The 25,808-nt window shown below is 70.2% G+C and carries 30 protein-coding genes; 17 read left to right on the forward strand and 13 right to left on the reverse strand.

The window, feature by feature from the left end; translation table 11 throughout:
- Positions 1-6 precede the first annotated feature (6 nt).
- Positions 7-726 (reverse strand): class I SAM-dependent methyltransferase, encoded by a 720-nt coding sequence (locus HDA39_RS09710; protein WP_184794892.1) that lies wholly within the window; start codon positions 724-726, stop codon positions 7-9.
- Positions 727-823: 97 nt separating this feature from the next.
- Between HDA39_RS09710 and HDA39_RS09715 the strand changes: the two genes are divergently transcribed.
- From HDA39_RS09715 to HDA39_RS09740, 6 genes are read left to right on the forward strand one after another with little or no spacing between them, the layout of a single operon-like run.
- The gene (locus HDA39_RS09715; protein ID WP_337925693.1) at positions 824-1,759 is read left to right on the forward strand and encodes a phosphotransferase family protein; all 936 of its coding nucleotides are present in this window, start codon (positions 824-826) and stop codon (positions 1,757-1,759) included.
- Between the two features lie 49 nt (positions 1,760-1,808).
- Entirely contained in the window at positions 1,809-2,351 is a 543-nt protein-coding gene (locus tag HDA39_RS09720; protein ID WP_184794893.1) for a GNAT family N-acetyltransferase, read from the forward strand.
- 44 nt (positions 2,352-2,395) lie between these two features.
- Positions 2,396-3,079, forward strand: a complete 684-nt coding sequence (locus HDA39_RS09725) for a Type 1 glutamine amidotransferase-like domain-containing protein (RefSeq protein WP_184794894.1) — start codon at positions 2,396-2,398, stop codon at positions 3,077-3,079.
- A gap of 1 nt (position 3,080) precedes the next feature.
- A complete protein-coding gene (locus HDA39_RS09730; RefSeq protein ID WP_184794895.1) occupies positions 3,081-4,211 on the forward strand; it encodes a glycosyltransferase in 1,131 nt (376 codons plus the stop codon).
- A 41-nt stretch (positions 4,212-4,252) separates the two neighbouring features.
- On the forward strand, positions 4,253-4,963 hold the full coding sequence (locus tag HDA39_RS09735) for a VOC family protein (protein WP_184794896.1): 711 nt from the start codon (positions 4,253-4,255) through the stop codon (positions 4,961-4,963).
- A gap of 7 nt (positions 4,964-4,970) precedes the next feature.
- On the forward strand, positions 4,971-7,037 hold the full coding sequence (locus HDA39_RS09740) for a GMC family oxidoreductase (protein WP_184794897.1): 2,067 nt from the start codon (positions 4,971-4,973) through the stop codon (positions 7,035-7,037).
- Positions 7,038-7,043: 6 nt separating this feature from the next.
- Here the strand turns inward: HDA39_RS09740 and HDA39_RS09745 are convergent, their stop codons facing one another.
- Positions 7,044-7,661 carry a TetR/AcrR family transcriptional regulator gene (locus HDA39_RS09745; protein ID WP_184794898.1) on the reverse strand — a complete coding sequence of 206 codons (618 nt, stop codon included), beginning with the start codon at positions 7,659-7,661 and terminating at the stop codon, positions 7,044-7,046.
- Positions 7,662-7,713: 52 nt separating this feature from the next.
- On the opposite strand from HDA39_RS09745, the gene HDA39_RS09750 reads away from it, so the two are divergent.
- Positions 7,714-8,088 (forward strand): hypothetical protein, encoded by a 375-nt coding sequence (locus tag HDA39_RS09750; RefSeq protein WP_184794899.1) that lies wholly within the window; start codon positions 7,714-7,716, stop codon positions 8,086-8,088.
- On the opposite strand, the gene HDA39_RS09755 is transcribed toward HDA39_RS09750, so the two are convergent.
- The 3 genes from HDA39_RS09755 to HDA39_RS09765 form a co-directional block, all read right to left on the reverse strand.
- On the reverse strand, positions 8,072-8,905 hold the full coding sequence (locus tag HDA39_RS09755; RefSeq protein WP_184794900.1) for a phosphotransferase: 834 nt from the start codon (positions 8,903-8,905) through the stop codon (positions 8,072-8,074). The genes HDA39_RS09750 and HDA39_RS09755 overlap by 17 nt on opposite strands.
- A gap of 73 nt (positions 8,906-8,978) precedes the next feature.
- Positions 8,979-9,743, reverse strand: coding sequence for a MerR family transcriptional regulator (locus HDA39_RS09760; RefSeq protein ID WP_202892924.1), 765 nt, complete (start codon positions 9,741-9,743; stop codon positions 8,979-8,981).
- A gap of 4 nt (positions 9,744-9,747) precedes the next feature.
- Complete coding sequence (locus HDA39_RS09765) at positions 9,748-10,227, reverse strand: VOC family protein (RefSeq protein ID WP_184794901.1); 480 nt, start codon at positions 10,225-10,227, stop codon at positions 9,748-9,750.
- Between the two features lie 83 nt (positions 10,228-10,310).
- Here HDA39_RS09765 and HDA39_RS09770 point away from each other — a divergent pair, with 83 nt between their 5' ends.
- From HDA39_RS09770 to HDA39_RS09780, 3 genes are all read left to right on the forward strand, one after another.
- Positions 10,311-11,429, forward strand: a complete 1,119-nt coding sequence (locus HDA39_RS09770; protein WP_184794902.1) for a winged helix DNA-binding domain-containing protein — start codon at positions 10,311-10,313, stop codon at positions 11,427-11,429.
- Positions 11,430-11,486: 57 nt separating this feature from the next.
- Positions 11,487-12,434, forward strand: a complete 948-nt coding sequence (locus HDA39_RS09775) for a helix-turn-helix transcriptional regulator (protein ID WP_184794903.1) — start codon at positions 11,487-11,489, stop codon at positions 12,432-12,434.
- Between the two features lie 151 nt (positions 12,435-12,585).
- Positions 12,586-13,461: an LppU/SCO3897 family protein gene (locus HDA39_RS09780; protein WP_184794904.1), complete on the forward strand. Its 876-nt coding sequence runs from the start codon at positions 12,586-12,588 to the stop codon at positions 13,459-13,461.
- Positions 13,462-13,500: 39 nt separating this feature from the next.
- Here the strand turns inward: HDA39_RS09780 and HDA39_RS09785 are convergent, their stop codons facing one another.
- Together HDA39_RS09785 and HDA39_RS09790 are read right to left on the reverse strand one after the other, a co-directional pair.
- Positions 13,501-13,923, reverse strand: a complete 423-nt coding sequence (locus HDA39_RS09785) for a deaminase (protein ID WP_184794905.1) — start codon at positions 13,921-13,923, stop codon at positions 13,501-13,503.
- Entirely contained in the window at positions 13,920-14,762 is an 843-nt protein-coding gene (locus HDA39_RS09790) for an LLM class flavin-dependent oxidoreductase (protein WP_184794906.1), read from the reverse strand. The genes HDA39_RS09785 and HDA39_RS09790 overlap by 4 nt, the downstream gene beginning before the upstream one ends.
- 94 nt (positions 14,763-14,856) lie before the next feature.
- On the opposite strand from HDA39_RS09790, the gene HDA39_RS09795 reads away from it, so the two are divergent.
- From HDA39_RS09795 to HDA39_RS09805, 3 genes are read left to right on the forward strand one after another with little or no spacing between them, the layout of a single operon-like run.
- Complete coding sequence (locus HDA39_RS09795) at positions 14,857-15,315, forward strand: Lrp/AsnC family transcriptional regulator (RefSeq protein WP_184794907.1); 459 nt, start codon at positions 14,857-14,859, stop codon at positions 15,313-15,315.
- Positions 15,312-16,163, forward strand: coding sequence for a hypothetical protein (locus HDA39_RS09800; RefSeq protein WP_184794908.1), 852 nt, complete (start codon positions 15,312-15,314; stop codon positions 16,161-16,163). Before HDA39_RS09795 ends, HDA39_RS09800 begins: the two co-directional genes overlap by 4 nt.
- A gap of 20 nt (positions 16,164-16,183) precedes the next feature.
- Positions 16,184-16,495 carry a MazG nucleotide pyrophosphohydrolase domain-containing protein gene (locus tag HDA39_RS09805; RefSeq protein WP_184794909.1) on the forward strand — a complete coding sequence of 104 codons (312 nt, stop codon included), beginning with the start codon at positions 16,184-16,186 and terminating at the stop codon, positions 16,493-16,495.
- Here HDA39_RS09805 and HDA39_RS09810 read toward each other — a convergent pair.
- Positions 16,455-16,940: an OsmC family protein gene (locus HDA39_RS09810; protein ID WP_184794910.1), complete on the reverse strand. Its 486-nt coding sequence runs from the start codon at positions 16,938-16,940 to the stop codon at positions 16,455-16,457. The two genes, HDA39_RS09805 and HDA39_RS09810, sit on opposite strands and share 41 nt — an antisense overlap.
- A gap of 74 nt (positions 16,941-17,014) precedes the next feature.
- Positions 17,015-17,665, reverse strand: a complete 651-nt coding sequence (locus HDA39_RS09815; RefSeq protein WP_184794911.1) for an NAD(P)H-binding protein — start codon at positions 17,663-17,665, stop codon at positions 17,015-17,017.
- A gap of 43 nt (positions 17,666-17,708) precedes the next feature.
- Between HDA39_RS09815 and HDA39_RS09820 the strand changes: the two genes are divergently transcribed.
- Positions 17,709-18,491 carry an alpha/beta fold hydrolase gene (locus HDA39_RS09820; protein ID WP_184794912.1) on the forward strand — a complete coding sequence of 261 codons (783 nt, stop codon included), beginning with the start codon at positions 17,709-17,711 and terminating at the stop codon, positions 18,489-18,491.
- Here HDA39_RS09820 and HDA39_RS09825 read toward each other — a convergent pair.
- Together HDA39_RS09825 and HDA39_RS09830 are read right to left on the reverse strand one after the other, a co-directional pair.
- On the reverse strand, positions 18,488-19,603 hold the full coding sequence (locus tag HDA39_RS09825) for a MerR family transcriptional regulator (protein WP_184794913.1): 1,116 nt from the start codon (positions 19,601-19,603) through the stop codon (positions 18,488-18,490). The two genes, HDA39_RS09820 and HDA39_RS09825, sit on opposite strands and share 4 nt — an antisense overlap.
- 43 nt (positions 19,604-19,646) lie before the next feature.
- Entirely contained in the window at positions 19,647-20,000 is a 354-nt protein-coding gene (locus HDA39_RS09830; protein ID WP_184794914.1) for a MerR family transcriptional regulator, read from the reverse strand.
- A gap of 52 nt (positions 20,001-20,052) precedes the next feature.
- Between HDA39_RS09830 and HDA39_RS09835 the strand changes: the two genes are divergently transcribed.
- Complete coding sequence (locus HDA39_RS09835) at positions 20,053-20,856, forward strand: aminotransferase class IV family protein (RefSeq protein ID WP_184794915.1); 804 nt, start codon at positions 20,053-20,055, stop codon at positions 20,854-20,856.
- On the opposite strand, the gene HDA39_RS09840 is transcribed toward HDA39_RS09835, so the two are convergent.
- Entirely contained in the window at positions 20,843-22,723 is a 1,881-nt protein-coding gene (locus HDA39_RS09840) for a propionyl-CoA synthetase (protein ID WP_184794916.1), read from the reverse strand. The two genes, HDA39_RS09835 and HDA39_RS09840, sit on opposite strands and share 14 nt — an antisense overlap.
- A gap of 76 nt (positions 22,724-22,799) precedes the next feature.
- On the opposite strand from HDA39_RS09840, the gene HDA39_RS09845 reads away from it, so the two are divergent.
- Complete coding sequence (locus tag HDA39_RS09845) at positions 22,800-23,720, forward strand: serine/threonine dehydratase (protein WP_184794917.1); 921 nt, start codon at positions 22,800-22,802, stop codon at positions 23,718-23,720.
- On the opposite strand, the gene HDA39_RS09850 is transcribed toward HDA39_RS09845, so the two are convergent.
- Entirely contained in the window at positions 23,713-24,318 is a 606-nt protein-coding gene (locus HDA39_RS09850; protein ID WP_184794918.1) for a rhomboid family intramembrane serine protease, read from the reverse strand. The genes HDA39_RS09845 and HDA39_RS09850 overlap by 8 nt on opposite strands.
- A 291-nt stretch (positions 24,319-24,609) precedes the next feature.
- Between HDA39_RS09850 and HDA39_RS09855 the strand changes: the two genes are divergently transcribed.
- Complete coding sequence (locus HDA39_RS09855) at positions 24,610-25,803, forward strand: Cmx/CmrA family chloramphenicol efflux MFS transporter (RefSeq protein WP_184794919.1); 1,194 nt, start codon at positions 24,610-24,612, stop codon at positions 25,801-25,803.
- Positions 25,804-25,808 lie beyond the last annotated feature (5 nt).

A 25,808-nucleotide genomic window follows, 5' to 3' on the forward strand; every position in this document is an offset into this window, starting at 1 on the left:
GGGAGACTATCGCTGATCCCGTCCGGGAGGGAGCGCTTCGAGGACGAAGAAGAGGAAGCAGAGGAACGACGTACTGTCCCCGAGGCCGGGCGGCAGCACTTCGCGCGGTGTGTCGGGTGCGAACGGCGGTTCGCTGATGACCGAGATGGCGAAGCCCGCGCGGGTGAACGCGTCGGTCATCGCGTGCAGCGGCCGGTGCCAGTAGGTCAGGGACGCTGTCTGGCCGGCGAAGTCGTACTCCTCCGTGTACGGCGACGTCGCGAAGTAGTCGTCGTCCGGGTAGGCCACCTCGCGGATGATCGGATGGTTCACCGAGAGGATCAGCCGGCCACCAGGCTTCAGGATCCGGCGCAGCTCGGCCAGCGGGCCGGACCAGTCCTCGAAATAGTGCAGCACCAGGGAGACCACCACATCGTCGAACTCCCCCGTCTCGAACGGCAACGTCCCGCCGAGGTCGGCCTGCAGCACTCGGGTGTCCGGTCCGAGTCGTTCCTGCGCCAACGCCACCATCTCCCGGCTGGCGTCGAAGGCGGTGATCCGTGCGCCGCCGTCGCGCAGCGCGGCCGACAGTGGTCCCGCGCCGCAGCCCGCGTCCAGGATGTTGCGGCCGACCACGTCGCCGGCGAGCCCGATCATCGCGGGCCGCTCGTAGTAGGCGTTGAACAGACTGGACTCGTTCTCCCGCGCGTAGCTCCCGGCGAACGTGTCGTAGTGATCGGACTTCATCGGCCGTCCCGTCGTGTGAGGTAGTCATGGACCCTAGAACACCCAGAGGTCGGTACGGGCGGAGTCTTCGCCACCACTTCCCCACTACGGTTGGCGCGTGAAGCTGAGCGACGTGGGTGAGACTTGGCCGGTGGTGACTACTCTTCGCCCGGTCGTCGACTCGGTGGTGCGGTCGGTCTGTGGGCGCGGTGTCGAGCGTCTGGTTCCGCTGACCGGCGGTGGGATGAACGAGACGTATCGCGCAGACCTCGGTGACGGCGTGGCTGTGGTTGTGCGGATCGCTCGTCAGCGGCAGCCGTGGTTCGTCGACGAGGCGCAGATCATGATGGCGACCCGAGCGGCCGGCGTACCGACGGCCGAGGTGATCGGGCTCGAACATCTCGAGTACGGCGGTGAGCTGCTGTCCTTCTCCATCCAGGAGTTCCTGCCGGGCCGATCGCTGGACGCGCTTGCCGGTGAGCTGTCCGCAGCGGATCTCGAACGGGTGGTCGTCGAGTCCGGTGAGATCTTGGCGCGGGTGCACAGTGTGGACATCGACCGAGGAGTCCGGCACGAGTTGCGGATGCCTGAAGACCGCGACGTTGCCCGAGTTGCCGGAATCGTCAGGGAAGCGCTTGGGCCGTTGCAGGCTGCGGTCGTCGAGCGTGGTGCCGACTTCCTGCGGCAGCAGCTTTCCACGCGTGCGGCTCCCCTGATCTCGCTGGTGCACGGTGACTTCTGCCCGAAGAATCTCCTGGTCCACGACGGGACGGTCGTCGGCTTCATCGACTGGGAGTTCGCCGGACGCGCCTCCCCGGCGTACGACTTCGCTCAGTGGGAGGTGGACGCCGGCGATCTTCTCCACGACCGCCTGGACCTGGTACGCCGTGGCTATGCGCGGGTCGCTGATCCTGGCGCGGCCGACGACGGCTGGAGGCCCGCCTTCGCGATCGACTGGGCGCTCGAGAAGCTCGGGTGGCGGAACCCTGCGTCGCCCGCGCAGTTCCGGCGGTGCCTCGACGTGATCGCTCGGTATGCCGACCAGCGATCGTGACCAGGAAAAGTACGTTGCGGGTGGTTTCGTGGCGGTGTTGGGTGGGGCCATGACGCTCCCCTCCCCCACGCTGCGCACCGGTCGGCTTCGGTTGCGGCCCTTCGACGAAGCGGACGCGGAGGCGCTCTACGCGCTGCACAGTGACGCGACCGTCCTGCGGTACTGGGACTCGCCGCCGTGGACCGAGGCTGACCGTGCCGCGCGTTTTGTTGCTGCGTGCAAGCAGATGGCGGTCGACGGTACCGGGGCGCGGCTGGCTGTGGATCGGGACGGCCAGTTCATCGGGTGGTGCACCGTGAGCCAGTGGAATCCGGACTTCCGTAGTGCGTCGATGGGTTACTGCTACACCGAGGCGTCCTGGGGCCAGGGGTATGCGACGGAGGCCGGCAAGGCCGTCCTCGGGTGGGCGTTCGACAACCTGGACCTGAATCGCGTCCAGGCGGAGGCCGACACCCGCAACATCGGGTCCGCGCGGGTGCTGGAGAAGCTCGGGTTCGTGCTCGAAGGGACGCTGCGCGAGGACTGCATCGTGAACGGCGACGTCTCCGACTCGTGGGTCTACGGGCTGCTCCGGCGCGAGTGGAAGGGCTGAACGTGAGAGGCTGCGAGCTCGACCAGTCAGTCTGAGGAGCCGGCATGAAACTTCTTCTCACGTCCTCCGGCGTCACCAATCGGAGCATCTCCGAGGCGCTCGTCGAGCTGCTCGGGAAGCCGATCACGGAGTCCAGCGCGCTGTTCGTTCCGACCGGGGTCTACCCGTTCGCGGGTGGGGCCGGAAGCGCGTGGGACGCGATGACCGGGAGCCGGGCCGACCGGGTGTGTGGCCTGGGCTGGAAGTCCCTGGGAGTGCTGGAGCTGACCGCGCTCCCGACCATCCGGGAAGAGAACTGGCTGCCCGCGGTCCGGGAGGCCGACGCACTGCTCGTCTGGGGCGGCAACGTCACCTACCTGACGTACTGGATGCGGCAGTCCGGGCTGGCCGATCTCCTGCCGTCGCTGGATTCCGTGTACGTCGGGGTGAGTGCCGGCGCGATCGCGCTGACGCCGTACAACTGCGACGCGGAGTTCAATCAGCAGTTCGTCCCCGACGGTCACGAGATGGCGCTGGCGACCGACAAGTCGCTGGGGCTGGTGGACTTCACGCTGTACCCGCACCTGAACCACCCGGACATGGAGGACACCACCCCGGCGAACATCGAGAAGTGGGCGTCCGGGATCCCGGCGCCGACGTACGCGATCGACGACGACACGGCGCTCAAGGTGGTCGACGGGACCGTCGAGGTCGTCTCCGAGGGCGACTGGACGCTGTTCAACGGCTGATATGCGCGCCCTGTTCTCGTTCACCGGCGGCAACGGCCATGCACTCCCGCTGATCCCGGTCGCGCGGGCACTCGCCGTACGAGGGCACGAGGTGTTGTTCACGTGTCAGTCGGCGATGGTCGACACGGTTCGCGCCGCGGGGTTCGACGTGGTCGACAGCGGCGGTACGACGCTGATGAAGGCGTCGTACCGCGGTCAGTTGGTCGCGGTGAATCGTGAGGCCGAGGTCAGGGTGATCCGCGACGCCTTCGCGGGGCGGGTCGCTCGGGAGCGGGCGCCGAGGATCGTGGACGTCGGCCGTGAGTTCGGCGCCGAGGTCGTGGTGCACGACGAGGTCGACTTCGGCGCGGGTGTGGCCGCGCAGCGCCTCGGCGTCCCCCACGCGTCGGTGACGGTGCTGGCGGCGGGCGGGATGATCACTCCGGGGCTTGTGGACGAGCCGCTCGACCGTCTGCGCACTGAGCTCGGTGGTGCGCCGGGTGCTGACGACTTCCTGACCATCGCGCCGGTGATGCCGTCGTTCCGTGGGGTGCCGTTGCCGTCGGGGTCGTTGTGCATCAGGCCGGATGTGCTCGAAGAGCTGCCGGACGAGCCGGGTGTGGACGCGTGGCTTGCTGATCGGGGTGGGCGGCCGCTGGTCTACTTCACGCTGGGGACGGTGTTCCATCAGGAGTCGGGTGATCTGTTCACCCGGGTGCTGGCCGGCCTGGAGAAGCTGGACGCGAATGTCGTGGTGACGGTCGGCCGGGAGGTGGATCCGGCTGAGCTTGGTGAGCGCTCCGGCAACGTGCTGGTCGAGCGGTTCGTGCCGCAGCGGGCGCTGCTGCCCCGGGCTGCCGCGGTGGTGTCGCACGGTGGTTCGGGGACAGTGGTGTCCGCGCTCGCTTGCGGCGTACCGCTGGTGCTGCTGCCGATTGGGGCTGATCAGCCGCGGAACGCGGATCGGTGTGAGGCGCTCGGTGTCGGGCGGGTGCTGGATCCGCTGACGGTCTCCTCTGATGAGGTCGGGGCCGCGGTCGAGGACGTGCTGACGACGGCGGCCTATCGGGTGGCTGCGCGGAGGTTGCAGGAGGAGGCCGAGGCCTTGCCGGGGGCTGGTGCTGCTGCGGAGGTGCTCGAGACGCTGACGTAATCGCGTTGCGGGTGGGTTCTGGGGCGGCCTAGCGTGGTGGGATGACGACTCGGCTGCAGGCGCTGTGTTTCGACGCGAACGATCCCGAACTGCTCGCGCGGTTCTGGGCCGGCGTACTGCGGCTGGAGATCGCCGACGATCCGAGTGGTGGCAAGGTGCTGCCGCCGAGGGAGGCGCTCGGCTTCCCGCTGCGCTTCCTGCCCGTCCCCAACGAGAAGTGGGGGCACAACCAGGCGCACTTCGATCTGACCAGTGCGACGGCCGAGGAGCAGCAGGAGACGGTGGCCCGCGCGCTGGAGCTCGGTGCACGGCATCACGACGTCGGCCCGGACTTCGACGAGCCTCACGTCGTGCTCGAGGATCCGGAGGGCAACGAGTTCTGCGTGATCGAGGCGGGCAACAACTTCCTGGCCAACACCGGGTTCATCGGCGCGCTGTCGAGCGACGGTACGCCGGAGGTCGGGTACTTCTGGAGCAAGGCGCTGGACTGGCCGCTGGTCTGGGACCAGGACGAGGAGACCGCGATCCAGTCTCCGACGGGTGGCTCGAAGATCTCGTGGGGCGGTCCGCCGTACAACGAGAAGCTCGGCCGGAACCGGCTGCACCTCGACCTCGCTCCCCCGGCCGGTGGTGACGTCCGCGCCGAGGCCGACCGCCTGGTGGCGCTCGGGGCGGCGCTGGTCGGCGAGGTCGACGGCGGGTTCGAGCTGACCGATCCCGACGGCAACGAGTTCAGGGTTGTGGCCGGCTGACGATCCGATGAACACCGCCCTGCTCGAGGCAGTGCTCGACACGATCATCCCCGCCGACGACTTCCCGTCCGGAGTCGACGCAGGAGGCCTGCGGTATCTGGACCGGTTGCTGGACGAGCGGCCTGACTGGGTTACGCCTGTGCAGGCCGCGCTGGACGCGATCGAGGCGGCGGGGATCGCGCTGTTCGGGTCGCCGTTCGAGCAGCTCTCCGGTCAGCGCCGGGTCGAGGTTCTCGACACGCTGGCCGGCGACGCGTCGTACGCGTGGTTCGCCAAGGTCGTCAACGCGGGGTACTACGCGGATCCCGGCAACGGCGGCAACGACGCCGCGGTGTCGTGGTCGATGATGGGCTGGCGGCCGTGGCCGGGTGAGCGGCCCGACGTCGAGCAACCTGGCCCGCGCAACGTCATCGCCCCCGGCACGGTCGAGACCAGGTACGACGCGATCGTGGTCGGCTCGGGAGCCGGTGGCGGGGTGGCCGCCGCTGGTCTCGCTGCGGCGGGTCGCAACGTGCTGGTGATCGAGGCCGGCGGTTGGCCGGACGTCGAGGCGCTGGCGACGGACCATCTGCGCAGCGCCCGCGCTCTCCTCGAGCTCGACCCGGTGACCGGTCCGCCCGCGGGTTCGCCGCGGGTGCTGGAGCTTGGCGGCCGGAGATCGATGCAGCGCCCTGGTGATCCCGGGTGGAACGGCAACGCGACGACGGCCGGTGGCGGGACCCGCGTGTACGGCGCGCAGGCGTGGCGGTTCGCGCCGGACGACTTCCGGATGGCGAGCCGGTACGGCGTACCGGAGGGCAGTGCGCTCGCCGACTGGCCGTTCGGGTACGACGAGTTGGAGCCGTACTACGCGCGGGCCGAGTGGGAGATCGGCGTCAGCGGTGACGACCACGACGGCGGGCATGCCGGGCACCGGTCGCGTCCTTACCCGATGAAGCCGTTGCCGGCCGGGATCGCCGCGGATCGGCTGGCCGCCGGCGCTCGCCGGTTGGGGGTGTCGACGCTGGCCGTGCCGTTGCTGGTGAACTCCGCGGCGTACCAGGGACGGCTGGCGTGTGCGCAGTGCGCGATGTGTATCGCGTTCGCGTGCCCGGTGGACGCCAAGAACGGGAGCCACAACACCGTGCTGCAGCGGGCCTTCGCGACCGGTCGCTGCTCGATCATGCTGCACGCGACGGTGGAGCGGTTGCTGGTCGACTCGGGCGGCCGCGTCACCGGAGTGGCGGTGGTCGGCGAGCGTGACGGGGTGGTGTGGCGGTGTTCGGTCGCTGCGTCTGAGGTCGTGCTGGCGGCCGGGGCGATCGAGACGGCGCGGTTGCTGCTGAACAGCACCTCGGAGCGGGAGCCTCAGGGGATCGGGAACAACACGGATCAGGTGGGGCGGCATCTGCAGGGACACCGGTACGGCGGGGCGCTGGGGATCTTCGGTGAGGTGGTCGAGGAGCTGATCGGGCCGGGCGCTTCGATCGCTACGGCGGACTACCGGTTCGGCAACGAGGGGGTGGTGGGTGGCGGGATCATCGCGAACGAGTTCGTGCCGACGCCGTCCAACACGTACGGGTATCTGACCGCGGCCGGGTTGATCCCGTTGCACGGCGCCGCGGCGAAGGCGGGGATGCGCGACCTGCCGTGGCGGATGGTGCGGCTGGCGGGTCCGATCCAGGAGATGACGAGCCGCGACTCCCGGGTGACGGTCGATCGCGCGGTGCGGGACCGGTTCGGCGTACCGGTGGTGAAGCTCGCGGGTGGGGCGCATCCGGAGGATCTGCGGGCCTGGGATTTCCTGACGGACCGAGCGGCCGACTGGCTGCGGGCGGCCGGCGCCGAGATCGTCGTACCGGGGTCGCGAGGCGATGGTCATGGGCCCAGCGGTGGGCAGCATCAGGCGGGGACGTGCCGGATGGGCGACGATCCGGCAACGTCGGTCACCGATCCGTGGGGGCGGGTGTGGGGGCACGACAACCTGCGGATCTGCGATGCGTCGCTGCACGTGACGAACGGGGGCGTCAATCCGGTGCTGACTGTGTTCGCGAACGCCTACCGCGTCATCGACCACCTGACCGGCGGCGGCTGACCGAGCTCAATCTGCGGCTTGGGTGACCAGGGCTGCGCCGGACGCGAGTGCGCGGGCCGCGTCGGCGAAGTACCGCTCGTCGGCGTCCGGGGTCAGGCCGAGCATCACGCCCTGACTCAGGCCGACGAACAGCGCTCGGAGTGCGGTGACCAGGCGTTCGGCCTGGTACGGCGCGAGCTTGCCGCCGTCGTACGGTCTGCCGGTGAGCAGGTCGATCAGGTGGGTCTCTTGGGACCGGATCGACTCCCCCAGTTGGGCGCCGAGCTCAGGATCGTTCAGGGCCATGTCCAGAAGCGTCAGCTGCAGTGACTGGGCGGCCCGGGCGCCGGGTGCGTCGCACGTACGGCGGTAGTGCCGGGCAAGGGCGTCGACCGCGTCCAGGAGATCCAGGTCGGCGGGGACCGCCTGCTCGATCTCCTCGTAGTACGGGCGGAGGTAGTCCGCGACCAGTGCGACGACCAGGCCGCTCTTGCTGCCGAACAACGAGTAGACGGCGCCGGTCGTCAGGCCCGCCCGCTCGGCGATCTCGTCGAGCTTGGCCCGGTAGCCGTCGCGGGAGACGACCTCGAAGGCGGCGTCCAGCAGGGCACGGCGGTTGCGGTCCTTGGTCTCGGCTCTGGTCATTCGCATAGTCTGATTATCATAGTAATTGGACTATCGAATGGGAAGGATGCTGATGGCGGAGGTTGCGGTGAGGAGGGAGTCGGCGGGGATCGTCGCCGACGGTGCGTTCAAGGTGGTGCTCGGCGTCGTCTTCGTCGCCGGGGCGGGCTGGGCCGGTGGAGTGCTCGGTGTCTCCCCCTGGCTGACGGCGATCGCGGGGCTCGTACTGGCTGTCGCTGGAGGGGTTGAGATCAGGTACGTGAACCGGCGGGCGCGTACGACGTACCTGCGGTTGATGGTGGCCTACGACCTCGGCTGGGCGCTTACGGCGGTCGCCGGTCTGCTGCTTGCGTGGCAAGGTAATACGTCGGGCGGCGAGGTGTGGATCGTGTACCAGGCCGTGGCGCCAGTTGCGTTCGTCGTACTGCTGCTCAGGTCCCGGCGGTGAGAGCCTCCGCGATCATGCGGTGGCCTTGTTGTTCGTAGTCCTCGCTGCCGACTCGATACGCCCAGCAGGTGGTGCCGATGGCTTCTCGGATGCGGCTGCGGCGCCAGGTGACGGGGTCGCGGGGGTCGGCGCCGTAGCCGTTGAGGAAGGCTGCTTCGAGGGCGGGGTTCCGGCGGAACTGCTGGGCGGCCAGGCGACCGAAGTCGCCCCAGGCGGGTCTGAGTTCGGCCCGGCCGAAGTCGATGACGCTGACGGCGCCTTCGTGGGTGAGCCAGTTGCGGGGCTGCCAGTCGCCGTGGGTCGGGACGAGAGTGCTGGGTGGGGTGGGCCAGGAGGTGACCTCGTCGCGGAGTCGGCTCACCACGTCGGGCGTGATGCGGTGAGGACCGTCCAGCCAGGCGAGGGACTTAGCATTCTCGGCGGCCTCGAAGTCTTCGTCGTCGACGGTGAGCTGCTCGTGCAGCTGAGCCAGCAGCACGCCGGCCTTGTGGTAGGTGCCGGGATCGTGTTCGTCAGGAGTGCCTTCCACCAGGTCGCCGGGTAGGTAGTGGGTAACCAGGAGCTTCGCCTCGGCGTCGGAGTGCGCGAGGCGGGGCGCACGCCCGCGGGACGTCCAGGGGGTCAGCCACTCGCGGTGGGCGCGGACCTCGCGGTCGATGTTGGTGTCGGCGTCGTCGCCGGCCTTGGCGATGTAGAGCTGGTCGTTGTGGTTCAGCAGCAGGACGGTGGTGCCGACGAGGCCCCAGCTGAGGTCCTTGACGAGGGTGGCTCCTGGGAGCCACTCCCCTAGCAGCGCCTGCTGGTGGTCCGTGGTCATGCGCGGCCGTAGGCGTCGAGGAGGCTGGACCGATCGGCCTCGGCGTAGTCGGTGGTCGCTTGGGTGAGGAGGGTCATTCCCATCGGGCGGTCTCCGGGTCGAGGCCGTGGGTGGCGGCGTTGGCGTTGATGGCGGCTCGGAGCCAGATGGTGAGGCCGGGGGCGAGGTGGTCGTAGTACTCGGGGGTGAAGTTGCGGGCCATGCAGACCTGCATCGCGTGGGTGCAGTCGAAGTGCTCGGCGATCGTGGCTCTATGGCGTTCGGCGAGGGTGTTGGCGTCGAGCGAGCCGGGGGTGGTGCCGGCGCGGAAGGCGGCGGCGAGGTCGGTGTTGAACGACTCGACCTCCGTGGTGAGGTCGCGCCAGTCGTCGGGGGTGCGGGCGGCGGCGCGTTCGGCGTACTGGCTCCACTGTGGCGTGCCCGACCAGCGCTGCTCGGCCTCGTCGACCCACTCGGTGCGCCAGGAGGCGCCGAAGATCTCGGACTGCTGCTCGGGGGTGAGCCGGATTCCCTTGCCGCCGGCATCGAGCATGCGGTCGACCGCCTTCAGCATCCCCTGCAGGCGGTCGATCTGCTCGGTCAGTTCGGCGCGCTGGCGGCGCAGGTGCTCCTGGGGATCCGCGGTCGGGTCGTCGAGGACGGCGGCGATGCCGGAGAGCGCGATCCCGAGCTCGCGGTAGACCAAGACGCGGTGGATGCGGGCGACGTCGGCGTCGGAGTAGACCCGGTACCCGGCCGTCGTCCGCCCGCTCGGCACGACCAGTCCGATCGCGTCCCAGTGGTGCAGCGTGCGCACGCTGATCCCGACCAGCGACGCCGCTCCCCCAATCGTCATCATGGGCTCAGTCTGGTACGCCGATGCCCATCGCGCGCAGATTTTCCAGGCTCTGCTCGTCGTGTGGCCGGGCGGCGGTCATCACCACGCGGGAGTTCTCCGGCGTGATCACGGTCAGCTCGAGCGAGTTCCACAGCTTGATCTCCGGCCCGATCGTGCTTCCCGGCGCCAGAGCCTCGCAGGCCTGCGCGATCTCGTCGATCTGGCTCAGGACGCACGAGAAGCTCGTCGCGAAACCAGGCGCCTCCGCCGGCGCCGAACCCGGCACGAGCAGCACGTCCTGGAACGCCCACCGGCGCAGGTGCGTGACCTGACCGGGCATGGTGAACAGATCGATGAATCCGAGCCCGCGGATCCAGAAGTCCTTCGACGCCTCCAGGTCCTCGGTCGGCACGATGGTGAACATCGGCATCGGGTAGATGGTGCGGTAGACCTCCGGCGCGACCGCGTCGGGTCCGGGCATCGGTACTGGGCTGATGAAGTTCATGCCGGAGACGTTCCAGCCTGACGTCGCGTCAGGGTCAAGCCGAGACGGTCGTCACGGCCCGCAGGTCGTGGTGGAATCTGCGGATGACGATGACGGCGCGGGCGCTGAACAGGGCGTCCATGGTGCGGCAGATGCTGGTGGAGCGGGAGCCGATGGCGGTGGCCGACGCCGTACGGCGGATGGTGGCGGTCCAGGCGCAGCACCCGGCGTCGCCGTACGTCGCGCTGTTCAACCGGGTCGCCGGGTTCGACCCGCACGAGCTGGACGCGGCGTTCGCGGCCGGGATCGTGGTGAAGGCGACGCTGATGCGGGGCACGCTGCACGCGGTGCACACCGACGAGCACCCGGACTTCCGGGCCGCGATCCTGCCGATGATGGCCGGGGCCCGGTTCGAGGCGGCGTTCAAGGCCGGGGGGCTGACCAGCGCGGAGGCGCACGCGGTCGGGGTGGAGCTGGCGGCGTACGCGTCGGAGCCGCGCAGCGGCCAGGACTTCGAGGCGTGGCTCGACCAGCGGCTCGGCATGGGTGCGACGGAGCTGTGGTGGGCGATGCGGGCGGTCGCGCCGTTGCTGCACGCGCCGACCGGTGGGCCGTGGTCGTTCGGGCACCGGCCCGCGTTCGTCGCGGCGCCCGGCGTACCGGCTGATCCGGAGCGTGGGCTCGAGGTACTCACCCGGCGTTACCTCGAGGGCTTCGGGCCGGCGTCGATCGCCGACATCGCGCAGTTCGTCAAGATCCCGCGCGGCCGGGTGAAGGTGGCCGTCGCGGCGCTCGACCTGGAAGAACTCGAAGGGCCGGGCGGTCAGGTCCTGTACGACGTACCGGGCGGAGCGCGGCCCGACGAGGACCTGCCGGTGCCGCCGCGGCTGATGGCGATGTGGGACAGCGTGCTGCTCGCGTACGACGACCGCGCGCGGGTCGTGCCGGCCGAGTACAAGCAGGTGATCACGCGGAACAACGGCGACCTGCTGCCGACGCTGCTCGTCGACGGGTACGTCGCCGGCGTGTGGCGGCCGGTCGAGGACGGCATCGAGGCGACCGCGTTCCGCAAACTCCCGGCCGGGGTGTGGAAGGCGCTGAAGGGTGAGGCGCGCGCCATGTTCGCGATGGTGGGAGAGCGCGATCCGCGGGTCTACCGGCGCTACGACCACTGGTGGAAGCATCTGCCGGCGGTCGACGTCCGGGTGCTGCCGCCGAACTGAAAGAACGCCGCGTAAAGTGCTCAGCGGTTGAGCACTTAGCCTGCGACACTGGCAGGTATGCGTGCTGATCGGCTGGTGGCGACCCTGTTGCTGATGCAGGCCCGGGGCCGGGTGACGGCTGCTGAGCTGGCGTCAGAGCTGGAGATCTCCGTGGCGACCGCGCGGCGCGATCTGGAAGCGCTCTCGACGGCCGGGATCCCGGTCTACCCCGAGCGCGGCCGCAACGGCGGCTGGTCGTTGCTGGGCGGGTCGCGCACCGACCTGAGCGGGCTGACCGCGACCGAGGCGCAGGCGTTGTTCCTGCTGGTCGGGCCGGCGGCGGCGATCGCGCCCGAGGCCAAGGCCGCGCTGAGGAAGCTGGTGCGCGCTCTCCCGGAGACCTTCCGCGGCGACGCGGAGGCCGCCGCCGAGGCCGTCGTGATCGATCCCGCCGGGTGGGGTGAGAACGACAAGGCCCGGCCGGTGGTGGTCAACGATCTGCAGCACGCCGTCGTACGGCGGCTGAGAGTGCGCCTCGTGTACGGCGGACGCCGGGGTGCGGCGCCGTCGGAGCGGCTGGTGTCGCCGTTGGGGCTGATCGACAAGGACGACGTCTGGTACCTGATCGCGGGGACGGACAAGGGCCAGCGGACGTTCCGGGTGGATCGGGTGCTGGAGGCAACGGTCACCGAGGAACCGGCCGAGCGGCCGGACGACTTCGACCTGTCGGCGGCGTGGGCCAAGGTGGTCGAGGAGATGGAGCTGAACCGGTCGCTGCTCTCGGCGACCGTGCTCGTGCAGGAGCGGCACCTGTGGGTCATGCAGGACCGGCTCGGCCGGCACTGCGAGGTGCTCGGCTCCCCCGAGGACGGGTGGGTGCGGACGCGGATCACCGCGCCGACGCCGTTGATGATCGCGCAGCACCTGGCCGGCTGGGGTGGGTCGATCGAGGTGCTGGAGCCCGCGTCGGTGCAGGCGGAGCTAGCGCGGCTGGGCGCGGAGCTGGTGAGCCGGTACGACGCTTGAGCGGACACGGTTCGCAGCTGGGCGGTGACCGGTGGTGGAGCTGGGGAAAAGGTTTGGTAACCGATGGAACCGCGAGTGCGGTGTTGACCGTCAGTGGTGAGTAAGGTCCATCTGTCCCAGAGCTGTCCCGAGCGAGCAACAGGAAGTATTCGTGACCACGACTCCCCCGCAACCGCCCCAGAACCCGTACGCCGGCCAGCCTGGTGGATACGGGCCCCCGCCGCAGGAGCAGTTCCCGACGTACACCGGACAGCCGGGACAGCCGCAGCCGGGCGTGGTTCCGCCCGGCCAGCCGATGCCGGGCCAGCACGAGTACCAGGGCCCGCCGCCGCAGCAGGCGCCGTACGGGCAGCCGCAGTTCGACCAGAATCAGCAGTTCGCAGGGCCGCAGCACCAGCCGCAGATGCCGCCGATGGGTGCCCTGCAGTGCCGCTTCTGTGGGTCCGTCCCCGCGGTGCAGGCGACCGTGCGGGGGCACATGGGGCTGATCATCCTGATGCGCTTCCTCAAGCTGGAAGGCCCGTTCTGCAAGACCTGCGGGACCGCGGCCGTGCGCGACATGACCGCGAAGAGCATGTGGCAGGGCTGGTGGGGCATCGGGTCGATGATCGTCAACCCGTTCACGATGCTGTCGAACATCGGCCCGTCGAAGAAGTTCCAGGCGCTGCCCGAGCCGATGCCGGGCGCTCCGGGCCGGCCGATGAACCCGGGCAAGCCGCTGTTCAAGCGCCCGGAGATCCTCGGCGTGCTGCTGCCGATCCTGGTGATCGCCGCGATCGTGATCGGCAACCTGACCACCACGACGTCGTCCGAGGCGAAGGTCGGCGACTGCGTGCAGAACGCGGGCACGGCCAGCGACCCGGACGTGAAGGTCGTCGACTGCAGCTCGGCGGACGCGGAGTACGAGGTGCTCGGCCGGGTCAGCTCCTCGGTCTCCAGCACCTGCGACCTCTACCAGGACGCGACGGTGACCTACACCGAGAAGCGCGGCTCGAGCGGCTACACGCTCTGCCTCGGTCCCAAGTGATCTGACGGTGAGGGCCCGGCTCGAAAGCCGGGCCTTCACTCAGCTCTTGTAGTACGCCGCTGCGACCGCGCTCGCCTCGTCCGGCAGCACCGGCCCCTCCGTCGGCACCGGCAGGAACCCACCGCCGGGCTTGAGCGCGTTCACCTGCGCGCCGCTCATCGCGTAGACCACGCGACCGAGCCCGGAGCGTTCGAGCGCGCCGCCGCACATCCCGCACGGCTGGCAGCTCGTGTACATCGTCGTGCCCGCCGCAACCTCCGGCGTGAGGTTCCGCGAGGCCCACAGCGCGAGCTTCAGCTCGGGGTGGGCGGTGATGTCGTGGTCGGTGACCGAGGTGTTGTGGTCCTCGGCCAGGACGTTGCCCTCGGCATCGGCCAGCAACGATCCGAACGGCGGGTTGCCGCTCTCGATCGCGGCCGCGGAGAGCGCGATCGCGCGGCGCAGCAGTTCGTCGGGGGTCACTGTTTCTCCATTCCTGCCCGCACGGTCGCCAGGGCCCGCCAGGCGATCTCGGGATGTTCGGTCTCGGCAGGATCGCCGACGAAAGGGTCCAGTACGACGGTGTGCGCGCCGAGCAGCCGCAGCTCGTCGAGGTCACCGAGGATCTGGTCGATCGAGCCCTCCCCGGCCAACCGGGTCCCGTCGGCCTGCGGCCGGTCGGTGAGATGCAGCAGGATCCGCGGCGCGAAGCCGGGGTCGGGCTGGCCGAGTGCGTCGGCCGTCGCCCGCAACCGGGCCGCGCCGTCGCGGTACCAGCCCATCGACTGGCGCAGCGGATGCCACGAGGCGCCGTACCGGATGGAGCGACGCAGGCCGGCGTCCGTCGTACCGCCGACCCAGATCGGGAGGTCGTTGCTGCCGTAGTCGTCGGTGTCCTGCCACGCGCTAGTGAGTGCGTCGAGCAGTTCGTCGGTCTCCCGGCCGCGGCGCCGGTAGTCGAGACCGAGCGCCTCGAACTCCTGGGTCGCCCAGCCGACGCCGACCCCGAGCACGAAGCGGCCGCCGCTGAGCTGGTGCAGATTCGCGGCCATCCGCGCGACCAGGAGCGGATGCCGGTACGGCGCGATCAGCACCGTCGTACCGAGCCTGATCGAGCCAGTCTGTCCGGCCAGCCAGGACAGCAGGGTGAACGGCTCGTAGAACGGCGCCGGGTACTGCTCGACGACGTCCGGGGTGATCGCGACGTGGTCGGACGTCAGGAGCAGGTCGTAGCCGAGCCCTTCGACGGTGCGCGCCCAGGCGAGCAGCCGGTCCGGGGTCGCGCCGGGGCCGAAGTTGGGGACGTTCACACCGAGTTGCATGTCCATCAGGCTATCCAGGCGCAAGGGTGGTTCTGAACGGATTCCTCGCGGAAAACGGGCTGCCGCGCCGTGGATCCGCCGGTATGTTGGCGCGATGACCGTGGATCTCGATCTGACCGACTGGGCCATCCTCGGCGAGCTGCAACGGGACGGGCGGATGCCGCTGACCGAGCTCGGCCGGCGGGTCAGCCTGAGCGCCTCGGCGACGACCGAGCGGGTCAAGCGGCTGGAGACGAGCGGCGTGATCAGCGGCTACAGCGCGCGGATCGACCTGCCGAAGACCGGGTACGCCGTACTCGCGGTGATCCGGCTGAAGTACCCCGGCAACAAGCACGCACCGCTGCACCAGCTGCTGAAGGAACGCGGCGAGATCCTGGAGTGCCTGCGGACCACGGGTGACGACTGCTACCTGCTGAAGGTCGCGGCCGGGTCGATGGCCCATCTCGAGCAGCTGGTGAACGAGCTGACCGAGTTCGGGTCGACGACGACGAACCTGGTCTACACCGAGACCCAGCCGTACCGCGGGCCGTACGCGCCGCCGGAGCTGTCGTGACCGACGTCGCCGGGATCGCGCTCCCCGACGCGCTGCTGCTGCGCTGGGTGGACTGGCTGGCGCCTGAGCGTCAGCCGTTCTACGTGACCGCGCGGCAGGCGGCCGAGTGGAAGCTGCCGCTGTCGGACGAGGAGCCGGATCGGCAGCTGCGCGACACCTACCTCTCGTACGCCGTGGACGGTCGGCTGCGGTGCTCGTGGTTGTCGGAGAGCGCGTTCTCGGCGTACCCGAAGAAGGTCCGGGCCGGGTTGGTCCGGGCGCAGGTGGTGCACGAGCGCGGAGCCGTGCCGACGGTGCGGGCGTGGCGTGGAGTGCTCGGGGACGAGATCCGCGGGCAGGCGGACGGGCATCGGTTCGTGTGGTGGAAGTCGTTGCTCACGGATCCGGTGGCTGTGCTGCCGCGGCTGGTGAGCGAGGACATCGGGGTGAGCCGGCATGCCGAGGTCCCGGCGAGCGTTTGGCGCGGAGTCGAAGGGCTGCTCCCCCGGGCTCGCGAGCTGGCCGGGACGTTCCCGGAGGGCAGCGGCCCGAACTGCTTCGGCACGGTGATGGCCGCGGCCGGGGCCGAAGGTGCCGAGTCGGAGTGGATGCAGCGCGAGCCGTTCGACCGGTGGCTGGACGCGTCGACCACCCGCGGCGGCCGCGACGACGTACCGGGGATCCTGCTGGTGTGGCGATCGGCTGATCGGGCGGTGCAGCATGCGGCGGTGACGCTGGGGTCAGGGTGGGCGCTGCACAAGCCGTCGCAGTCGTGGATGACACCACGGAAAGTCCGAACAGTTGCCGAGGTTCTTCGAGCTACCCGCACAGCGGGTTGGCACTTGCAGCGTCACACAATGCGCCGTTGACGTGAAGGTAGCGTTCAAGGATGGAGTTCTCGGAGCTGGTCACGCGCGCCCGTGAGGTGCGGAGCAAGTACGCCGCCTTGGAGACCGCGCGCTACGGGCGGGAGTGGAGCCGGGAGGAGCTGATGCTCGGGTTCCTCGGCGACGTCGGGGATCTCGCGAAGCTCGTCCAGGGCAAGGAAGGCGTGCGCCCTCGCGATGACCTGGACGAGGCGTTCGCGCACGAGCTGGCCGACTGCCTGTGGTCGGTGCTCGTGCTGGCCGACGCGTACGACGTGGACCTGGAGAGCGCGTTCAGTCGGACGATGGATCAGCTGGACGAGCACTTGGGCTGATCGTCAGTTCGCCGTTGTTGAGGTCGACGGTGATCGGGGTGCCGAGCTCGACGGTGCGGCTGACGGTGCACAGGCGGTCGTGGGACATCTTCACCGCGCGGGGAAGGGCGACCCGGGCCTTGTCGCCGTCCTCGTCGTCGGGGAAGGTGATGGTGAACTCGACCTTGAGGTTCTCGATCCGGTTGCCTTCCTCGGCGTCGCGGACCTTGTCGCCGCTGACCACCGCGCGGAAGTCGCTCGGCTCGGCGCGGCGGCTGGTGACCACGTCGACGTCGATCGCCGAGCAGGCGCCGATCGCGGCGAGCAGCAGCTCGACCGGGGTGAAGTCGGTGTCGTCCGGGCCGCCGGAACCGACCGTGATGCTGCCGCCGCGCTTGTTGTGCACGACGTACTTGCTGTTCCCGGTCCGCTCGAAGTGGATCGACCGGAGTGTGTCGTCGCCCATCCAGAGAGTCGCAATCTGTTGCCAGTGGCAACGTCAGAGGCGCACCGGCGGCGGGGGTACCGCCGGCGACAGGTTCAGAGCCCGCGCAGTGCGTCGGCGACGGAGGTCTCGCCGGCGATCAGTTCGAGGGTCCGGCCGATCGCGGCCGGGGTCTCGCACAGACCGGCCAGTACGGCGGCCACGTCGTCGCGGGTGACCCGGCCGTTCCCGGTGTGGTCCGCGAGCAGCACGCGATCCGTCCCGGCGTCGTCGGTGAGGTGGCCGGGGCGCAGCACGGTCCAGTCGAGATCGCGCGCCCGCAGGTCGTCCTCGGCGGCCAGCTTGGCCTTGAGGTAGATGGTGAATCCCTCCTCGGGATCCAGCTCCGCGATCTTGTCGACGCCCATCGAACCGACCTGCACGTGCCGCCGTACGCCGGCCCGCTCGGAGGCCTCGGCGAACAGCGCCGCCGCCCCGCGGTCGACGGTGTCCTTGCGCGCGTTGCCGCTGCCCGCACCCGCGCCGGCCGCGAAGATCGCGACGTCCGCGCCGCTGAGCACCTTCGCGACGGCGTCCACGTCGGCCTGCTCGAGATCCAGCAGCGCGATCTCGCCGCCGGCCGCGGCGACGTCCGCCTCGTGCGCCGGGTTGCGGACCAGGCCCACGACCTGGTGCCCGGCACCGGCCAGGAGCTTGGTCAAGCGCAACGCGATCTGCCCGTGTCCACCCGCTATCACGACTCGCATACCTGGAGCCTAACCCGTCACACCAGCACGGCAGACTGTCACCATGTTCGCGCACGCTGTCGACGGGTCCCGGATCGCGTACCAGCTGCAGGAAGGCGCCTCGGGCAACGGACCGGCCCTGCTGCTGCTCGCGGGGCAGTCGAACACCCACCACTGGTGGGACCCGGTCCGCGCGGACTTCGCCCGTACGACGATCACGCTGGACTACCGCGGTACAGGCGACAGCGACAAGCCCGACGAGATCTACAGCACGCCCGGTTTCGCGGAGGACGCCGTCGCCGTACTGGATCAGCTCGGGCTCGATCAGGTCGACGTCTACGGGACGTCGATGGGCGGGCGGGTCGCGCAGTGGCTGGCGATCCTGCATCCGGAGCGCGTGCGCGGGCTGGTCCTGGGCTGTACGTCGCCAGGCCGGTCTCATGGCTTCGAACGGAGCCAGGAGATCCGGAGAGCGCTCTCGGTGCGGGATCAGGCGCAGCGGGACGCGGTCCTGATCGACCTGATGTACACCCCGGAGTGGGTCGCGGAGAACCCCGGGCCGTACCCGGTCCTCGGCGACCCGGCCATGCCGGCGTACGCGAAAGGCCGGCACCTGGTCGCGAGCAACAACCACGACGCGTGGGACGGCCTCGACACGATCCAGGCGCCGACCCTGATCCTGCACGGTACCGACGACATCTTCAGCCCGGCGGCCAACGCCGAGGTCCTCGCCGACCGCATCCCGAACGCCCGGGCCGAGCTGCTCCCGGGCGCGCGGCACGCGTACTTCCACGAGTTCCGTACGACGGCGAGCCCACTGGTCACCGACTTCCTCGCGGGGCTCTAGGCCACCAGCAGCCGGAGCCCGAGCTCAGCCGCGTCGAGGGCGACCAGTTCACTGTTGCGTTCGGCCCACCGGCCCGACGACAGGTCCGCGCGGAGGCTGGTCACTGCCCGCTGCTCGGCCTCCGGTCCGACTCTCGTCCAGACCGACACGGCGCGGCGTACCGGCTCGTCCAGGTAGGCCTCGGGCCTGCGCCAGTACGCCTCGAAGAAGCCGTCGGCGCAGTCCCACGGGATCAGCACCGGCTCCATGCGGGCACCGATCGCACGGGCCAGCTGGTCCACCGAGGGGCGACCGGCCGTCAGCCCGGCGACCTCCGGGAGGTAGTCGCGGGTGAGCCAGAACCGGTGCCGCCACCCCGGGTCACTGGCGTCGAACGTGAACACCACGACGCGGCGAGCCACCCGGCGCAGCTCGCGCAGCCCGGCGATCGGGTCCTGCCAGTGGTGGAGGGTGCTGACCGCCATCGCGGCGTCGAAGGACTGGTCCTCGAACGGGAGGCTCTCCGCACTGGCGTCGACACAGCGCGCCGCGCCCGCCGGACGCTGTGCCCGCATCACCGCCGACGGTTCGACCGCGGTCACGTCACGGTCGGGTGGCTCGTACGAGCCGGCGCCGGCCCCGACGTTCAGGACGGTCCGAGCGTCCCCGAGGGCGCCCCAGATGCTCGCGGCGATCCGCGGGTCGGTCCGCCGGGTCGCCGGGTAGGCGGACCCGATGGTCTCGTACAGCTGCGCACCGAAAACCTTGAGTTGTGCTTCCGGCGTGGTCCTGATCCCCATGGCCCGCTCCTTCAGTTCGGTGTCGATGGCCGTCACCAGCGCGGCCGCCCGGTCGCGCTGTTCCAGCAGCAGCGTGTGCAGGCGGCGCAGGTGTGCGACCGGGTCCGTGGCCTGGTCGTTCACCAGATCCGCGATCTCGCGCAGCCCGATGCCCAGCCGGCGGTAGACGAGCACCTCCCGCAACCGCTCGACGTCGCCGGCCGAGTAGGCGCGGTAGCCGGCCGCGGTCCGCGCCGACGGCTGGACCAGGCCGATCTCGTCGTAGTGGTGCAGCGTGCGGACGCTCACTCCTGCCAACTCGGCGACGCGTCCCACCGTCAGTTGTTCGTCCATGCATGGACTATGCGGCCTGACGTCACGTGAGGGTCAAGTGCCTCTAGGTCTGTTCGAGGTAGGTGGCGAGGGTGTTGCGGGTGCGTTGCAGGCTGTCGAGGCGGCCGTCGAGGGTGGCGAGCTCGTGGTCGAGGAGGTCGCGCAGGCTCTGGCACCAGTCGAAGACGGTTTCGTTGTCGCGGATCTCGCGGGTGCAGGGCAGGACGTGCTTGATCACCTCGGTGGTCAGGCCGGCGTCGAGCAGGATGCGGATCTTGCGGACGGTGAGTTCGGAGTCGTCGGCGTACCGGCGGTAGCCGTTGCTGCCGCGGCCGGCGGTGAGCAGGCCCTGCGCCTCGTAGTACCGGAGCAGGCGCGGGTTCACACCGGTGCGTTGCGAGAGCTCACCGATCAGCACCTCGTGCTCCTGTCTTGACCTTGCAACCAGTGTCAACGTTTAGCGTCGCGGTATGACTTCGTACGTCGTCCACCGTAACGGCCGACCGGCCGACGATCTCGCGCCGCTCGCCTTCGCCGGGTACGCCCACTTCACCGCGCTGCAGGTTCGCGGCCGGCAGGCTCGCGGCCTCGACCTCCACCTGGACCGGCTCCGCACCGCCTCACTGGAGCTGTACGGGAACGCGCTCCCCGACGAGCTCGTCCGCGACCAGCTGCGGACGGCGGTCGAGGCCGGGCCGGAGGACGTGTCGCTGATGGCCACGGTCTTCTCCCGCGCCGGCGAGTTCACCGGTGGGGGCGCTTCCCTCGAACTGCTGGTTCGCACCGGCCCGCCGGCAGACGGTCCCGCGGGGCCGTTGGCGCTGACGACGTTCGAGCACGAGCGGTTTCTGCCGCGGCTGAAGCACGTGGGTGAGCCGGCGAAGACCTACGCGCTGCGCCAGGCGATCGCTGACGGGTACGACGATGCTGCCTTCATCGATCGGCGGGGGCGGTTGACGGAGGGCACGATCTGGAACCTGGCGTTCTGGGACGGCGCTGAGGTCGTGTGGCCTCGGGCCGAGATCCTGACCGGTACGACGATGGGGATCGTCCGCCGGCACTTGGAGGTGCCGCAGCGGACCACGGAGATCACGCTCGACACCCTTCGGGGCAAGCGGGCGGGCTCGCCGCCTTTCGCCGGTGCTGCGGTGATGAACTCCTGGTCCCCTGGGATTCCGGTCAGCCGGATCGGTTCGGTCGAGTTCCCCGGGGCGCCGGAGTTCCTCGACCTCCTGCATCAGGCCTACAAGGCCGAACCCCTCACGGCGTTCTGAGGATCGGCCGGAGAGTCTCGATCACCATGGCGTCCTCGATCGTCGACGGGATCGCGTCCGGCCGGCCGTCGGCGATGTTGCGCATCGTCTTGCGCAGGATCTTGCCGGAGCGGGTCTTCGGCAGGGCCTCGACGATCGACACGTCGCGGAAGGCGGCCACCGGACCGATCTCCCGCCGTACGGCGGCCACGAGCTCCTCGCGCAGCCTGTCCTCGGTGATGTCGACCCCGGACTTGAGCACGACCAGGCCGCGCGGCAGCTGGCCCTTGAGCGCGTCGTGCACCCCGATCACCGCGCACTCGGCCACCGACGGATGCGCGGCGAGGACCGCCTCCATGCTGCCCGTCGACAACCGGTGCCCGGCGACGTTGATGACGTCGTCGGTGCGGCCCATCACGAACACGTAGCCGTCGGCATCGATGGAGCCCGAGTCGCCGGTCAGGTAGAAGCCGTCGAACGTGCTCAGGTAGTTGTCGATGTAGCGATCGTCGTCGCCCCACAGGGTCGGCAGAGCACCCGGCGGCAGCGGCAGCTTGATCGCGATCGACCCCTCCTCCCCCGCCGGCAACTGCGTTCCGTCGGCGTCGAGGATCTGCACGTCCCAGCCGGGCAGCGGGACGGTCGCCGATCCGGGCTTGGCAGGCATCGCTTCGAGCCCGCGCGGGTTCGCGACGATCGGCCAGCCGGTCTCCGTCTGCCACCAGTGATCGACGACCGGTACGCCGAGTTTGTCGTGCGCCCAGTGGTACGTCTCGGGGTCGAGCCGCTCCCCGGCCAGGTACAGGCTGCGGAAGCTCCGGCTCAGGTCGTACCGGGCCAGCTCCTCGCCGTTCGGGTCGACCTTCTTGATCGCCCGGAGCGCGGTCGGAGCGGTGAACAGCGCCTTCGCGTGGTGCTGCGCGAGCACCCGCCAGAACGCGCCCGCGTCCGGCGTACCGACGGGCTTGCCCTCGTACAGGATCGTCGTCGCGCCGATCAGCAGCGGCGCGTAGACGATGTACGAGTGGCCGACCACCCAGCCGACGTCGGAGGCGGTCCACCAGACGTCGCCCGGCCCGATGTCGTACACGGCGCTCATCGACCAGGCCAGCGCGACCGCGTGCCCGCCGTTGTCGCGGACGACGCCCTTCGGCTTGCCTGTCGTGCCGGAGGTGTAGAGCACGTACAGCGGATCGGTGGCCGCGACGGGCACCGGATCGGCCGGCTCGGCGCCGGCGACCAGCGTGGCCCAGTCGAGATCGCGCTCTCCGAGTTTCCCGGGCGCGATCTCGCGCTGGACGACGACGGTCCGCTCGGGCTGGTGGGCCGACAGCGCCAGCGCCTCGGCGATGATCGGCAGGTACTCGACGACCCGGTTCGGCTCGATCCCGCAGGACGCGGCGACGATCACCTTCGGCGTCGCGTCGTCGATCCGCGCCGCCAGCTCGCGCGGCGCGAAGCCGCCGAACACGACCGAGTGGACCGCGCCGAGCCGCGCGCAGGCGAGCATCGTGATGACGGCCTCGGGGATCATCGGCAGATAGACGATCACCCGGTCGCCCTTGCCGACGCCGAGCCCCCGCAACGCACCCGCGAAGGTGGCGACCTCGTCGCGCAGCTCGGCGTACGTGTAGGTGCGTCTGGTGTCCGTGACCGGGGAGTCGTAGACCAGCGCGGTGCGCTCGCCGTGGCCGGCCTCGACGTGCCGGTCGAGTGCGTTGTACGACGTGTTGAGCTCCCCGTCGGGGAACCAGCGGTAGAGCGGTGCGGCGGAGTCGTCGAGCGCGCGGGTCGGCGGGCGCGTCCAGCTGATCGCCGTGGCGGCGTCCAGCCAGAACCCTTCCGGATCCGTCAGGCTGCGGCGGTAGCTCTCGTCGTACGCACCCATCGTGCCTCCCAGCAGTCCTTCGCAGTCTTACCCATCGGGTGCGGTCGGCAACAGGGGGCCGTGATTAGGTGGAGGCGTGACGGTGACGCGTGAGCAGGTCGAGCAGGCGGCGGTTCGGATCGACGGCCGGGTACGGCGTACGCCGGTGCTGCGGGTGTCGGAGACGGTGACGTTCAAGCTGGAGCTGCTGCAGCACGTCGGGTCGTTCAAGCCGCGGGGCATGTTCAACCGGCTGCTCGCGGCCAAGGAGGACGGGTCGCTGACCGGCGTCGGCGCGGTCACCGCCTCGGGCGGCAACGCCGGGCTCGCAGTCGCGTACGCGGCGCGCGAGCTGGGAGTGCCCGCACGGATCTTCGTGCCGCAGAACGCGCCCGCCGCCAAGGTCGCGCGGCTGAGGACGCTCGACGCGGACGTCGTTCAGGTCGGGTCCGAGTACGCCGAGGCGTACGCGGCGGCGGTCGTGGCCAGCGAGGAGTCGGGGGCGTTGTTCGCGCACGCCTACGACCAGCCGGAGGTCGTCGCCGGGCAGGGGACGCTGGGGCTGGAGCTGCTCGAGCAGATCGACGGGTTCGACACGGTGCTCGTGGCTGTCGGTGGCGGCGGGTTGATCGCGGGGATCGCGACGGCGATCGGTGATCGGGCGCGGGTCGTCAGCGTCGAGCCGGAGCTGGCGCCGACGCTCGCGCGGGCGCTCGAGGCGGGCGGGCCGATCGACGTACAGGTTGGTGGGGTGGCCGCGGACTCGCTGGGGGCCCGGCGGATCGGTGAGATTGCCTTCGAGGTCGCCGTGCGGCAGAACATCACGCCGGTGCTGGTCGACGAGGCCGCGATCACCGCGGCGCGGCAAGAGCTCTGGCGGGAGTATCGCCTGGCGACCGAGCACGGCGCTGCGACGGCGTACGCCGCGCTGACGTCAGGTGCCTACAAGCCCGCTGCTGATGAGCGCATTGTTGTCGTCGTGTGTGGTGCCAACACCGACCTGGGGACGCTCAGCTGACTTGTCGGCGGTCGTCGGTGAGGAACCAGGCGGCCAGTACGCCGGCCACGGCGCCGAAGAGGTGACCCTGCCAGGAGATGCCGTCCTGCGGGAGCAGACCACCCAGCAGAGCACTCCCCCAGACGAGCACCACGACCACGCCGATCAGCACCTGGCCGATGCGCCGGTTGAAGACCCCGCGGGCGACCAGGTACGCGGCGTACCCGAAGACGACACCGCTGGCACCGATGGTGATCGTGTTCGGCGGTGAGATCAGCCAGGTGCCGACGCCGCCGATCACGGTCACGATCGCGGTGACCGACAACAGCCGGACCGCTCCGGAGATGGCTATCAGCGCGCCCAGCGTGACCAGTGGCAGCGTGTTGGAGATCAGGTGGCCGAAGCCGAGATGCAGGAACGGCGCCGTCACGATCCCGACCAGACCCTCGGGGTCGCGGGCGACGATGCCGTAGCGGTCCAGTGCGCCGTTCAGCGCGGTGTCGACGATCTCGCTGACCCACATCAGGCCGACGAGCGCGACGAGCAGCTTGATCCCGCCGCCGATCCGGGCGGCGTCCACCGCCGGCTTCGGCCGGCGCGCTGGGCTCGGGTAACTCATGCACCAACCATGCCCGATCGGGCCAAACCTCACCGCCGGAGCCGCGTTTCCCCCCGGGCACCGGAGAGAATCTCAAGGGCCCGGGCGAGAGGATCCGAAACACGGCGCCGGGGTTAGGTTCGCCACATCGCGGACCGTGGGGCGCGATCCGGGCCCGATGTGTGTCACTATGTGCAACTCGTAGGTCGCTGTGTGCGATTGGGTGGGGGCCTGAGTCAACCGCGCCGCTGAGTGCTGTCCCCCAACCGTTCGCCGGGCCCGTCCGCCCTAACGTCCAGGAGGAGGATCGCGATGCCGTTGGCCGTCTACATCATCGGCCTGGCGATCTTCGCCCAGGGCACGTCCGAGCTGATGCTCGCGGGCCTGCTGCCCGAGATGGCCACCGACCTCCAGGTCTCGATCCCCCAGGCCGGACTGCTGATCTCGGCGTTCGCCGTCGGCATGCTCGTCGGCGCTCCGGTGCTGGCCGTCGTCACGCTGCGCTGGCCGCGCCGGACGACGCTGCTGGTCTTCCTCGCGATCTTCGCGCTCGCGCACGTCGCCGGTGCGCTCACCCCCAACTACGGCGTCCTGCTCGCGACCCGCATCGTCGGCGCTTTCGTGTACGCCGGGTTCTGGGCGGTCGCCGCCGTCGCGGCGGTCGGGCTGGTTCCGTCCGGCAGCCGCGCGAAGGCGATGAGCGTGGTCACCGGCGGACTCACCATCGCCACCATCATCGGCCTCCCGGCCGGCACGCTGATCGGTCAGCACCTTGGCTGGCGCGCGGCGTTCTGGACTGTCGCGCTGATGTCGTCGCTGGCAATGATCGGCGTCGTCCGCACCATCCCCGCCGGCCGGCCCGAGCCGGACAGCACGCCCCGCCTCGGCGCCGAGTTCCGCGCGATGGCCAACCCGCGACTCTGGCTGTCGTACGCGACGACCGCGCTGGTCACGGCCGCGATCCTCGTCGTGTTCAGCTACCTCGCTCCCCTGCTCACCGACGCCACCGATCTGCCGCCGGGCGCGATCCCCGGTGTGCTGGCCCTGTACGGCGTGGGCTCGCTGATCGGGATCACCCTGGGCGGGCGGACCGCCGACGCGACGCCGTTCCGGACGCTGCTGGTCGGGATCACCGGCGTGGTGGCGATGTCGGCGGTGCTCGCGCTGCGGGCCGGTGAGCCGGTGGTCGCGATCGCGGCGATCTTCTTGCTCGGCGGCTTCGGGTTCGCGGTCAACCCGGCGCTCAACGCGCGGGTGTTCAGCCTGGCCGAGAAGGCGCCGACGCTGGCGACCGCGGTGAACTTCTCGGCGTTCAACGTGGGGATCACCGTCGGGCCGTGGCTCGGTGGGCGGGCGATCGACGCGGGCGCCGGGTACCCGTCGCTGGGGTGGATCGCGGTCGGGCTCGGGATTGTTGCCCTTGGCACCGTTGTGCTGGCGGCACTGCTGCCCTTGCGGTCGCTGCGGGCAGAGCCTCGGGTGCAGGCGACTCACTTGCCGAACTGAAAGCC

Origin of the sequence: Kribbella italica (assembly GCF_014205135.1) — a bacterium.
Taxonomy (GTDB): Bacteria; Actinomycetota; Actinomycetes; order Propionibacteriales; family Kribbellaceae; genus Kribbella; species Kribbella italica.

What these genes read in the sequence shown, in the direction of transcription:
- HDA39_RS09750 (WP_184794899.1), top strand. Translation starts at nt 7,714, where the DNA reads ATGGCGGAGGTTGCGGTGAGGAGGGAGTCGGCGGGGATCGTCGCCGAC.
- HDA39_RS09760 (WP_202892924.1), bottom strand. Translation starts at nt 9,743, where the DNA reads ATGATGACGATTGGGGGAGCGGCGTCGCTGGTCGGGATCAGCGTGCGC.
- HDA39_RS09730 (WP_184794895.1), top strand. Translation starts at nt 3,081, where the DNA reads ATGCGCGCCCTGTTCTCGTTCACCGGCGGCAACGGCCATGCACTCCCG.
- HDA39_RS09815 (WP_184794911.1), bottom strand. Translation starts at nt 17,665, where the DNA reads ATGCGAGTCGTGATAGCGGGTGGACACGGGCAGATCGCGTTGCGCTTG.
- HDA39_RS09740 (WP_184794897.1), top strand. Translation starts at nt 4,971, where the DNA reads ATGAACACCGCCCTGCTCGAGGCAGTGCTCGACACGATCATCCCCGCC.
- HDA39_RS09820 (WP_184794912.1), top strand. Translation starts at nt 17,709, where the DNA reads ATGTTCGCGCACGCTGTCGACGGGTCCCGGATCGCGTACCAGCTGCAG.
- HDA39_RS09725 (WP_184794894.1), top strand. Translation starts at nt 2,396, where the DNA reads ATGAAACTTCTTCTCACGTCCTCCGGCGTCACCAATCGGAGCATCTCC.
- HDA39_RS09735 (WP_184794896.1), top strand. Translation starts at nt 4,253, where the DNA reads ATGACGACTCGGCTGCAGGCGCTGTGTTTCGACGCGAACGATCCCGAA.
- HDA39_RS09840 (WP_184794916.1), bottom strand. Translation starts at nt 22,723, where the DNA reads ATGGGTGCGTACGACGAGAGCTACCGCCGCAGCCTGACGGATCCGGAA.
- HDA39_RS09835 (WP_184794915.1), top strand. Translation starts at nt 20,053, where the DNA reads ATGACTTCGTACGTCGTCCACCGTAACGGCCGACCGGCCGACGATCTC.
- HDA39_RS09745 (WP_184794898.1), bottom strand. Translation starts at nt 7,661, where the DNA reads ATGACCAGAGCCGAGACCAAGGACCGCAACCGCCGTGCCCTGCTGGAC.
- HDA39_RS09855 (WP_184794919.1), top strand. Translation starts at nt 24,610, where the DNA reads ATGCCGTTGGCCGTCTACATCATCGGCCTGGCGATCTTCGCCCAGGGC.
- HDA39_RS09810 (WP_184794910.1), bottom strand. Translation starts at nt 16,940, where the DNA reads ATGGGCGACGACACACTCCGGTCGATCCACTTCGAGCGGACCGGGAAC.
- HDA39_RS09710 (WP_184794892.1), bottom strand. Translation starts at nt 726, where the DNA reads ATGAAGTCCGATCACTACGACACGTTCGCCGGGAGCTACGCGCGGGAG.
- HDA39_RS09805 (WP_184794909.1), top strand. Translation starts at nt 16,184, where the DNA reads ATGGAGTTCTCGGAGCTGGTCACGCGCGCCCGTGAGGTGCGGAGCAAG.
- HDA39_RS09795 (WP_184794907.1), top strand. Translation starts at nt 14,857, where the DNA reads ATGACCGTGGATCTCGATCTGACCGACTGGGCCATCCTCGGCGAGCTG.
- HDA39_RS09720 (WP_184794893.1), top strand. Translation starts at nt 1,809, where the DNA reads ATGACGCTCCCCTCCCCCACGCTGCGCACCGGTCGGCTTCGGTTGCGG.
- HDA39_RS09775 (WP_184794903.1), top strand. Translation starts at nt 11,487, where the DNA reads ATGCGTGCTGATCGGCTGGTGGCGACCCTGTTGCTGATGCAGGCCCGG.
- HDA39_RS09790 (WP_184794906.1), bottom strand. Translation starts at nt 14,762, where the DNA reads ATGCAACTCGGTGTGAACGTCCCCAACTTCGGCCCCGGCGCGACCCCG.
- HDA39_RS09770 (WP_184794902.1), top strand. Translation starts at nt 10,311, where the DNA reads ATGACGATGACGGCGCGGGCGCTGAACAGGGCGTCCATGGTGCGGCAG.
- HDA39_RS09850 (WP_184794918.1), bottom strand. Translation starts at nt 24,318, where the DNA reads ATGAGTTACCCGAGCCCAGCGCGCCGGCCGAAGCCGGCGGTGGACGCC.
- HDA39_RS09765 (WP_184794901.1), bottom strand. Translation starts at nt 10,227, where the DNA reads ATGAACTTCATCAGCCCAGTACCGATGCCCGGACCCGACGCGGTCGCG.
- HDA39_RS09755 (WP_184794900.1), bottom strand. Translation starts at nt 8,905, where the DNA reads ATGACCACGGACCACCAGCAGGCGCTGCTAGGGGAGTGGCTCCCAGGA.
- HDA39_RS09825 (WP_184794913.1), bottom strand. Translation starts at nt 19,603, where the DNA reads ATGGACGAACAACTGACGGTGGGACGCGTCGCCGAGTTGGCAGGAGTG.